This window comes from Pseudomonas rossensis, from assembly GCF_039888995.1.
Classification (GTDB): domain Bacteria; phylum Pseudomonadota; class Gammaproteobacteria; order Pseudomonadales; family Pseudomonadaceae; genus Aquipseudomonas; species Aquipseudomonas rossensis.
In genome coordinates this window covers 1-8,911 of record NZ_JBBWCB010000184.1, presented here as the reverse complement: position 1 = coordinate 8,911, position 8,911 = coordinate 1, and the positions used below count along the sequence as shown (strand labels likewise).

12 protein-coding genes and 1 pseudogene are annotated in these 8,911 nt (G+C 59.0%); 9 read left to right on the top strand and 4 right to left on the bottom strand.

Annotated elements, in window-relative coordinates:
- The 4 genes from WLY71_RS27915 to WLY71_RS27900 all read left to right on the top strand — a co-directional run.
- A partial coding sequence (locus WLY71_RS27915) for a glutathione binding-like protein (RefSeq protein ID WP_347806130.1) occupies positions 1–181 on the top strand: 181 nt, incomplete at its 5' end.
- 23 nt (positions 182–204) lie between these two features.
- Entirely contained in the window at positions 205–708 is a 504-nt protein-coding gene (locus WLY71_RS27910) for a GNAT family N-acetyltransferase (RefSeq protein WP_347806129.1), read from the top strand.
- A 518-nt stretch (positions 709–1,226) separates the two neighbouring features.
- Positions 1,227–1,556 (top strand): hypothetical protein, encoded by a 330-nt coding sequence (locus tag WLY71_RS27905; RefSeq protein ID WP_347806128.1) that lies wholly within the window; start codon positions 1,227–1,229, stop codon positions 1,554–1,556.
- Positions 1,557–1,693: 137 nt separating this feature from the next.
- A complete protein-coding gene (locus WLY71_RS27900; protein ID WP_347806127.1) occupies positions 1,694–1,996 on the top strand; it encodes a hypothetical protein in 303 nt (100 codons plus the stop codon).
- Here WLY71_RS27900 and cynR read toward each other — a convergent pair.
- Positions 1,982–2,887: a transcriptional regulator CynR gene (cynR, locus tag WLY71_RS27895; RefSeq protein ID WP_347806126.1), complete on the bottom strand. Its 906-nt coding sequence runs from the start codon at positions 2,885–2,887 to the stop codon at positions 1,982–1,984. The two genes, WLY71_RS27900 and cynR, sit on opposite strands and share 15 nt — an antisense overlap.
- 124 nt (positions 2,888–3,011) lie before the next feature.
- Between cynR and cynS the strand changes: the two genes are divergently transcribed.
- A complete protein-coding gene (gene cynS / locus WLY71_RS27890; protein ID WP_347806125.1) occupies positions 3,012–3,479 on the top strand; it encodes a cyanase in 468 nt (155 codons plus the stop codon).
- A 173-nt stretch (positions 3,480–3,652) separates the two neighbouring features.
- Complete coding sequence (locus WLY71_RS27885; RefSeq protein WP_347806124.1) at positions 3,653–4,315, top strand: carbonic anhydrase; 663 nt, start codon at positions 3,653–3,655, stop codon at positions 4,313–4,315.
- Between the two features lie 80 nt (positions 4,316–4,395).
- Here WLY71_RS27885 and WLY71_RS27880 read toward each other — a convergent pair whose 3' ends face one another.
- The 3 genes and pseudogenes from WLY71_RS27880 to glsB form a co-directional block, all read right to left on the bottom strand.
- The gene (locus WLY71_RS27880; RefSeq protein ID WP_347806123.1) at positions 4,396–4,746 is read right to left on the bottom strand and encodes a BON domain-containing protein; all 351 of its coding nucleotides are present in this window, start codon (positions 4,744–4,746) and stop codon (positions 4,396–4,398) included.
- A 170-nt stretch (positions 4,747–4,916) separates the two neighbouring features.
- Positions 4,917–6,418, bottom strand: a pseudogene (locus WLY71_RS27875) (aldehyde dehydrogenase family protein).
- A 147-nt stretch (positions 6,419–6,565) separates the two neighbouring features.
- Complete coding sequence (glsB, locus tag WLY71_RS27870) at positions 6,566–7,474, bottom strand: glutaminase B (protein WP_347806122.1); 909 nt, start codon at positions 7,472–7,474, stop codon at positions 6,566–6,568.
- Positions 7,475–8,016: 542 nt separating this feature from the next.
- Between glsB and WLY71_RS31635 the strand changes: the two genes are divergently transcribed.
- The 3 genes from WLY71_RS31635 to WLY71_RS27855 form a co-directional block, all read left to right on the top strand.
- Positions 8,017–8,109: an HvfA family oxazolone/thioamide-modified RiPP metallophore gene (locus tag WLY71_RS31635; protein WP_430624435.1), complete on the top strand. Its 93-nt coding sequence runs from the start codon at positions 8,017–8,019 to the stop codon at positions 8,107–8,109.
- Positions 8,110–8,166: 57 nt separating this feature from the next.
- Positions 8,167–8,682: an HvfX family Cu-binding RiPP maturation protein gene (locus tag WLY71_RS27860; protein ID WP_347806120.1), complete on the top strand. Its 516-nt coding sequence runs from the start codon at positions 8,167–8,169 to the stop codon at positions 8,680–8,682.
- A gap of 94 nt (positions 8,683–8,776) precedes the next feature.
- On the top strand, positions 8,777–8,911 hold a 135-nt coding region (locus WLY71_RS27855), incomplete at its 3' end, for a dienelactone hydrolase family protein (protein WP_347806131.1).

The window sequence follows — 8,911 nt, the reverse complement described above, 5'->3', positions numbered from 1 at the left end:
GCTGGGCGATGAATTCAGCGCTGCCGACATCCAGATGAGTTTTATCGGTGAGATCGCCAGAGCCCAAGGCAAGCTCGGCAACTATCCTCATATAGCGGCCTGGATTGAACGCTTTCAGGCTCGCCCGGCCTATCAAGCCGCACTGAAAAAAGGTGGGAAATACGATTTCGCCCCCCACTGAGTGCGCCTCAGGAGCCTACGAGCATGCCCTTGATAGAACTGCACGCCGCCCAGCGCGACGAACTGGAAACGATTGAAAACCTGATGCAGTTCTACATGTATGACTTCAGCGAGTGGCTGCCGCTGAAGCTCGGTGAGCATGGCTTTTTCAACGCTCAGCCCAAACTGGGTTACTGGCGCAACCCCGCAACCAGGCCGTTTCTGATCAAGGTTGATGGAGAATTGGCCGGCTTCGTGACGATGGATGATGAAACCCATCTTCACGGCGCCGAGTACAACATCGGCTACTTTTTTGTCAGTCGACGCTTTCGTGGCCAAGGCGTCGCGAAGTTTGTCGTTTCCACCCTCTTGAGCCGGTTCCCCGGTCAATGGCAAATTTTCCACCTCGACGTGAATCAGCCTGCGCAGCGTTTCTGGGCCCGGGTCTTGGCCGATCTCACCCATGGCGAGTTCACCCTGCATCAGCTGCCGGTAGACGGTTATCCCTGCACCGTTTACCGATTCCAGGCATCGCTGCCAGCGTCCTGACTGGCGCTTTCCCATTCCGCTTTTTAATTCCAAACGACTTTGTCCGACAATATGTAGTGACTAAAAAAATCACTACAAAACCGTTGACGCCTCCGATTTGCCCTTGCATGATGCAGACATCTCCCCGATCGGGAGAACAGCAACACGTTTGAGCAAGCTCGTCTGACCGCCGAGCTGTTTTTCCCGGATACACGCTGCCCACAAGGCAGATTGAAGAAGCTGACCTGGCCTGAACGTCCAGTACAAAGACGAGAAGCGCTGGCGATCAATCCTCATGAAGCTTGTGGTCGACCCTGAAAATGTCGGCAGTGGCCAGAAGGTTTTCGCCGCTTCTCCTCGTTGTGACGCTATTGCGTAGCAGTTATTCAACACGACTACATGCAACAGACGCGGGACCCCGCCCATTTGGCGGCTGACCGCTGACGTCCTGGTTTCGGTGCCAGGGATCAACTAACCGATGGGCTACCTGTATTAGCGAATCAACTTTGAAAGATCACCAAATGGTCAAGGGGCTTACTATGAATCTGAACAATCAACCCACTATCGATGAACTGGCTCATCTGTTCGCTGCGCAAAAAGACAGCCATGACAGCCATATTCTGTGGATCTGCAAGGCGGGCCAGGTGCATATCGACTGCCTGTCGCCTCACGCCCATGAAGCGGAGTTCGACAAGAACAACCAGAACCTGCTCGCCCGACTGAAGATGTACCGTCGCGGCCAAGGCTATGTCGGCAAGAAAGCCGCGGCTGACAAGGACTTCATCGGTAATGTTCTGCAAACGCTGAAACAGGCATGGACCTCGATGCAGAACCAGAACGAAGTTCGGGTGATTGACCGGTTCTCCTGATACCTCCCAGGGGTTTTACTCCACCCCCATCCAAAAAAGGCCCCGCTCGTCACATCGAGCGGGGCCTTTTTGTTTGTCTCGTGCGCACCAAACAACGCTATCGTTAACCGTGTGCACTGGATCATTGGAGGTTTGTGATGAACATACAACTGACAGGCTTGCTGTTGCTCGTAATGGCCAGTGCTGCCCATGCAAACAGCATCACCGGCGTTCCGTTGTTCGATGCGGACTGCCCCGGCAAAATCATCGTCCACGCGGACCAGGACGGACCGGTGTTGATCAACAGCAAGGAAGCCGAGACCAAAGCCATTGACGATCGCCGTTTCGAAGCCAAGGGTTCGGGCGTCATCATCTCGATCCTCCTCTCCGATGACGACTCGGTCACGGTGTCCTCCACGGGCAAGGCGCCTAATGGTGTGTGCCAATTAATAGAAGACTGATGCCGTCGACTCACCTGCAGCCGCACCCAACACCAGTTCCATAAAAGCCACCGACGCGGCACTGTGATAGTTGTTTTTGCGTCGAAGCAGCGCGGCCCCTCGTTTGGGCGCCTCCCCCAACAACGGGATTTTGCGCAACGCCCGGTCCTCGGTGGCAATAGGCTCCGGAAGGATGGTGGCGATGGCCGTGTGCCGAATGACTTCCAGCAAGGTGCTCACCGAGTTGACCTCGATCACCACCTTCGGCGTGATCTGCTCCTGGGCAAAATATTCATCGATGCGGGTGCGAGTAACGAAGTCTGGAGCCAGCAGCGCAAACTCCAACTGCGCGACCTCTTGCGCGGACAACGCGTCCTGGCTTTCGTATAACGGGTGATCGCGCCCTACCATGACGCCCATCGTCTCGGTAAACGCCGGGATCGACTCGATGTCGGCATTTCTGACCTGGGTAAACGCGATGGCGATGTCCAGTGAGTCATCCACCAGCCCGGCCTCGATGTCATCCATCGACAGCTCGAAAATCTGTAGATGGATGTTCGGATACCGCGCCACGTAATCGCGCACCAGCGGCCCCACCAGGTACGCCATGAACGTTGGGGTCATGGCCAGTCGCAGGGTGCCGCGGGACAAGTCCTTTACGTCATGCAGCGCACGTTTGCCTGCCTCCAGTTCCACCAGCACCCGACGAGCACATTCGATGTAGGCCTCTCCCGCATCGGTGGGTTTCACCGTGCGCGAGGTTCGGTCGAACAGGCTCACGCCCAGGTTTTCTTCCAGTTGCCGGATCTGTTGGGACAGGGTCGGCTGTGAAACATGAAGCGCCTCGGCGGCGCGAGTGAAACCGCCGTGGTCGGCGACCGCCAGCAAATAGCGCAAATGTCGGAGCAGCATGGGGAATCACCATCTATAGGCTGTGCTTATGCGCTGCATTGTATATCGGTCTTGGACGCTATGGATTGATCAGCAGAAGATTGCTCCACACCCAAGCAACATCACTCCCGACAGGAGAAATACCATGCAACAGTCCCACGCTTACAACGACCCAAGCCTGGCCCTGACCACGTCGATCCTCGATGCAAAAGCGAGCAAAAACCTGTCCTGGCAGGACCTGACCGACGGCACCGGCCTCGGTCTGGCCTACGTCACTGCCGCCCTGCTCGGTCAGCACCCGCTGTCGGAAAGCGCCGCCAAAGTGATTGGCGAAAAACTGGACCTGGACGCCGACACCGTGGCCCGCCTGCAGATCATCCCGTTGCGCGGCAGCCTCTCGAGTGTCCCGACCGACCCGACCATCTACCGCTTTTACGAAATGATCCAGATTTACGGCACCACCTTGAAAGCCCTGGTTCATGAGCAATTCGGCGACGGCATCATCAGTGCGATCAACTTCAAGCTCGACATGAAGAAAGTCGAAGACCCGGAAGGCGGCTCCCGCGCGGTGATCACCCTCGACGGCAAATTCCTGCCACTGCGTCCTTTCTAAGCGGATGCCGGCCCGCATCACGCTATATCCGTAGCAGCTGCCGAGCCCGCGAGGCTGCGTTCGAGGACGTAGTCCTCGCCAGATCCAGGCGACTGCTGCGCAGCCGAACGCAGCCTCGCGGGCTCGGCAGCTGCTACAAAATAATCATTCGATTCACGTATGAGGACATCGCCATGAAAGCGCTCATCGAAGGTTTTTTGAAGTTCCAGAAAGACGCCTTTCCGCAACGAACCGACCTGTTCAAGCACCTGGCCACCACCCAGCATCCGGGTACGCTGTTCATCACCTGTTCCGACAGCCGTGTCGTGCCGGAACTGCTGACCCAACAGGAACCCGGTGAACTGTTTGTGATCCGCAATGCCGGCAACATCGTGCCCTCCTACAGCCCTCACCCCGGCGGTGTGTCGGCCACGGTCGAATATGCGGTCGCAGTACTCGGCGTCACCGATATTGTGATCTGCGGGCACTCGGACTGCGGCGCCATGACCGCCGTCGCCAAGTGCAAATGCATGGACCACCTGCCCGCCGTCAGCGGCTGGTTGCAACACGCCGAGTCAGCGAAAGTCATCAACGAATCCCGCCCTCACGCCAATGATGCGGCGAAGGTGAGCTCAATGGTTCGGGAGAATGTCATCGCGCAACTGGCCAATATCCAGACGCATCCGAGCGTGCGCCTGGCTCAGGAGAAAGGCCTGTTGAATTTGCATGGTTGGGTTTACGACATCGAGACCGGTTCGGTCGACGCCCTGGATGCCAATAGCCACCGTTTTGTGGCGCTCGCCGAGTATCCGGACACCTGCGCCCTTCAAGCCCGATCCATAGAAGCAGCCGCCTGAAGTACGTATCCATTGGCAGATAGACGATCGACGCAGCGCTCCCGGCTCACGGGAGCGCTGCACTGACACGATCGACCGGGTTATTTATCGTCGATCTTTGTTGACGATTGTGGCCGACTCTCAGGGGCCTCTTCAGCGTTGGGTGGTTCTGGAATACTGCCGGGCGTGAACACGTGAGTCAGCAAGTCTTTGGCATCGACTTCGACGACCCCCTGAACCGAACGGGTCAGAGCAACAGCCTGCTCACACTGTTTATGGGTGTTGACGCGACCGCTCAATGCCACCGTGCCCCCGTGGGTTTTGACATGGGTTTGCAGGCCAAGGCTGGGTTCGGCCATCGCGAGGGCTGACTTCACCCTGGCGGTAATCCACGTGTCGTGAACGCCCCTTTCCAGATCATGAGAGTATTGTTGAAAGGAATGAAGTTTCATGGTGTAACCCTCTCTCACGTCATCAGATGCACTACCCGTCCATTGGCTGTGCAGCCTTCTGACTCTCAGGCGAGCGTTATGGACATCTGATTCGTTTTGGAGCGCTCGCCACGCCCATACGGACGCACATTAAGTATAGTGCGGCCGTTGACTGGGGTCGTGGTGCTGGATCAGCGTTTGACCGACAGATCCGTCTGGGTCATGCGACTGCGGATCGTGAACACCCCATCTCCCGAGAGAATCGCGCTGCGAGCAAACAGGCGACCGCTCTCCCAGTTTGAAAGACCCAGTTCCGGCTTGTTCAGTGCGTACTGTCCGTCGACCCAACGGGTAATCCCGTTACCGACAAAGGGTGCGTTGACCGCGCTGTAGAAGCGTTCCTGAGCCGCGGCATCTTCACTGATCAACGACACGGTGAACTGCGGGCTATAGCGATTGAACAACGCGAGGGCGCTGTCCAGGTCATCGACAATCTTCAGGCTGACTTCCGGGGTTTCTTCCCATTCCCACTCACGGCCCAACTGATCCTCGGGCAGCGGTTCGGCCAACGCTTCGGTTTGATAGCCTTCGGCGCGGTACACCTCAACGCTGGCGGTCTGCCAATCGGTCGGCAAATACGGCTCGCTGCCTTCGACGATGTGCAATTTGCAGCCCTGCCCGCGTGCGATGCCGGCTTGTTGCAGCGCGTCGAGGAACAGCGGCAACAGTTCCGCGACACGGTCACGGTGAATCAGGCAGACGTTCATCGTGTTGCAGACTTTGCGATCCAGCGAGTTGCGCACTACAGCGGCAAAGCGTTTGGCGTCGGCGTCCTTGTCGGCGATCAGCCAGGCACCACCGGTTCCGTGCAGGCTGACGGCGGTGCCGGCCTGTTGGGCGATGCTGCCCAATTGACTGACGGCACGACCCGAACCACGGGCCACCGCCAGCGACAGGCGCCGGTCGGCGAACATCGCCCAACCGGCCGCGTGATTGACGCTTTCCACCAGCGACACCGCTCCGGTCGGCAACCCGGCGTCACTCAGTGCCGGATTCAACGCGTGGGTGACGATGGCTTGCGCCGTGCCCAATGCATCGCTGCCAATGCGCAACACCGCCGTATTACCCGTACGCAACACACCGGCGGCGTCGGCGAAGACGTTTGGCCGGCCTTCGAAGACGAACGCGACGATGCCGAGCGGCGAGACCACTTGCTCGACTTTCCAGCCGTCATGCTCGATGCAACTGACCACTTTGCCGCGCGTGGCCGACGCATCGCGCCAGGCCCTGAGGCCGGCGATCATGTCGCGACGCATGCGTTCATCCGCCAGAAGCCGCGTGGTGGAGCGTCGCGGGCCTTGGCCCGCTTGATGTCGGCCAGGTTGGCGGCTTCGATCAAAGCCCAGCAGTCAGGGTCTTCCAGGCGTTGGGCGAAGCGATCAAAGAACTCGCTGATGGCTTGATCCGAGACCGCGGACATTGCGCTGAACGCCGCTTCGGCACGCTCGATTGCGATGGCCGCCGCTTGCTGGTCAGCCACCGGAATCAGCAACAATTCGCCGCTGACCTGCTCCACCAGCAAATGGTCCCCGGGCTGAAAGCGCGCGGCTAATTCGGGGCTGACCACAGAGACACGATTCCCGGCGAAAGGGATAGGCGTGCCAGCGACTAGACGTTCGAGCGCAAGAGACATGAAGCGGTTTCACCATGCAGTGGGCGGCCGGAAAATGTATAGGAAAATCCCGGGAGCGTCATTAACCGCACGCCTGACAGGAATCGAAAACCCGGCGGCCCGTCACCCCCTACGCTAAAAGACCACTGTGACCCGGCACCACAGTGTCTAGAACACCGACCAGCCAATCCGCTGACTCAGTAACTCCAGCGCGGCCATGCCCGCGAGGGAGTTGCCGGCGGTGTTCAACTCCGGCGACCAGACGCACACCGTGAATTGCCCCGGCACCACCGCAACAATCCCTCCGCCTACGCCGCTCTTGCCGGGCAGACCGACGCGATAGGCAAAGTTGCCGGCTTCATCGTAGAGGCCGCTGGTGGCCATGATCGAGTTGACTTGCTGGGTCTGGCGGGCGGTTAGAATCTGTTCGCCGCTGTGCTTGCAGAAACCGTCATTGGCCAGAAAACAGAACGCCCGCGCCAGATCCACGCAGCTCATGCGCAGCGCGCAATGGCTGAAGTAACTGCGCAGTACCGCTTCGACGTCGTTGTGGAAATTGCCGAAAGACTGCATCAGATAAGCCATCGCAGCGTTGCGCGCGCGATGCTGGTATTCGGACTCGGCGACCTTGCCGTCCACCATGACTTGCGGGTTGCCGGACAGCCGACGCACAAAGTCGCGCATCGACAGTGCCGGCGCGGCAAAGCGTGACTGGTTGATGTCACAGATCACCAGCGCACCGGCATTGATGAAGGGGTTGCGCGGGCGTCCGCGCTCGAATTCCAGTTGCACCAGCGAATTGAACGGCTGGCCGGAAGGCTCGTGACCCAGGCGTTTCCAAATGGCTTCGCCGGAGTGTTCGATGGCCTGCACCAGGCCGAACACCTTGGAAATACTCTGCACCGAGAACAGCGAATGGGCATCGCCGGCGCAATACAGTTCGCCGTCATTGCCATACACCGCGATGCCCAGCTGATCGGCCGGCACCGTACCGAGGGCGGGTATGTAGTCAGCCACCTTGCCCTGGCCGATCAGGGGACGTACTGCGTCAAGGATCTCGTTCAACAGCGCTTGCATGCCGGGTTCCGAAGTCTCGCCCCATGGGATTTGCGGGGACACAGACGCTAGACGTCGTCGGTCGAGGCCGGATCACATGCCACCGGCTCTCTGTAGCAGCTGTCGAACCCCAGCGAGGCTGCGTTCGGCTGCGCAGCAGTCGTGAAACCAAGCAGCTCGGTAGTCCAGGTGAATCGCGTGCACAGGGTTTACGACTGCTGCGCAGCCGAACGCAGCCTCGCTGGGGCTCGACAGCTGCTACAGGTCTGCGTTCTAGCTGAGCAATTTCAGGGTTACGTATCGCAGTGTGTACAGCGCCCCTCCCGACACACCCCGCCCCTAAAACCCCACGCCAAAGACACATCGCAGATACACCTGCTTGATGAACTGTGCCTGTCGATTGGCCACGCCGATCAAAGCGCTCAACTCCCTCAATGCTACGGAGTATCACCATGTTCAAGCTCTCGACTTCTTCTTTGACCCTCGGCCTGATCATCGCTGGCGGCCTGGCCCTGTCCAACGTGGCTTCAGCCTCTGAGTCCCAGGCGTTCAGCATGAAATAACTGGCCCACCGCTACAGCCAGGTCCAGGCCGACACGGCGGAAAAACCGGCGGAAGGTAAATGCGGCGAAGGCAAGTGCGGCGCCGGCGAGTAACCCAATGCGTGGGGCACCGCGTTGCCCCACCTCCCTGACTGAACGGAGATCAAGCCCATGACCACCTCACTCTCATCGGCCGTGAAAGGCCTGCACCTGAACCTTGACCGTGCCGGTAGCTGGATCGCGCCGCTGACCCTGCGGGTGTTCCTCGCCTGGGAATTCTTCGAGTCAGGCCTGGAAAAATTCAATGGCGAAAACTGGTTCGCCGATATTCAGGACAGCTTCCCGTTCCCCTTCAACCACCTTCCGGCCACGCTGAACTGGGAACTGTCGATGTGGGCCGAACTGATCTGCGCCCTGGCCATAATGGTCGGCCTGGGAACGCGGATCTCGGCAATCATTTTGATCGTGGTCACGGTCGTCGCGACCGCCGCCGTTCACTGGCCGGCCGATTGGTCTACATTGAGTGAGCTTGCCCAGGGTTACGCCATCAGCAACAAGGGTCACGGCAACTTCAAACTGCCGCTGATCTACCTCGCGGCCTTTATGCCGCTGTTGCTCTCGGGTGCCGGCAAGCTCAGCCTCGATGCGCTGCTGGCTCGAGTCTTCTGGCGTCGCGATAACCGCTGAAACGCCAGGGACTCGATAACGTCAAGAACCCAGCATCGACGACTTACAGCCCCAACAAGCTTCACCCCACTCACATGCGAAGAAAGGAGCCAACATGAGCGTGACCACCCAATGGATCGAGATCGACAGCGCCGACGGTAAATTCGGCGCTTACCTGGCCATTCCGCACACCCGCAAAGGCCCGGGGATCGTATTGATCCAGGAAATCTTTGGCGTGAATGAACACATC

Bases quoted from the DNA above. Each gene is read 5' to 3' on its own strand.
- cynR (WP_347806126.1), bottom strand. From the start codon at position 2,887: ATGCTGCTCCGACATTTGCGCTATTTGCTGGCGGTCGCCGACCACGGC.
- WLY71_RS27880 (WP_347806123.1), bottom strand. From the start codon at position 4,746: ATGAAACTTCATTCCTTTCAACAATACTCTCATGATCTGGAAAGGGGC.
- WLY71_RS27860 (WP_347806120.1), top strand. From the start codon at position 8,167: ATGACCACCTCACTCTCATCGGCCGTGAAAGGCCTGCACCTGAACCTT.
- glsB (WP_347806122.1), bottom strand. From the start codon at position 7,474: ATGCAAGCGCTGTTGAACGAGATCCTTGACGCAGTACGTCCCCTGATC.
- WLY71_RS27905 (WP_347806128.1), top strand. From the start codon at position 1,227: ATGAATCTGAACAATCAACCCACTATCGATGAACTGGCTCATCTGTTC.
- cynS (WP_347806125.1), top strand. From the start codon at position 3,012: ATGCAACAGTCCCACGCTTACAACGACCCAAGCCTGGCCCTGACCACG.
- WLY71_RS27910 (WP_347806129.1), top strand. From the start codon at position 205: ATGCCCTTGATAGAACTGCACGCCGCCCAGCGCGACGAACTGGAAACG.
- WLY71_RS27900 (WP_347806127.1), top strand. From the start codon at position 1,694: ATGAACATACAACTGACAGGCTTGCTGTTGCTCGTAATGGCCAGTGCT.
- WLY71_RS27885 (WP_347806124.1), top strand. From the start codon at position 3,653: ATGAAAGCGCTCATCGAAGGTTTTTTGAAGTTCCAGAAAGACGCCTTT.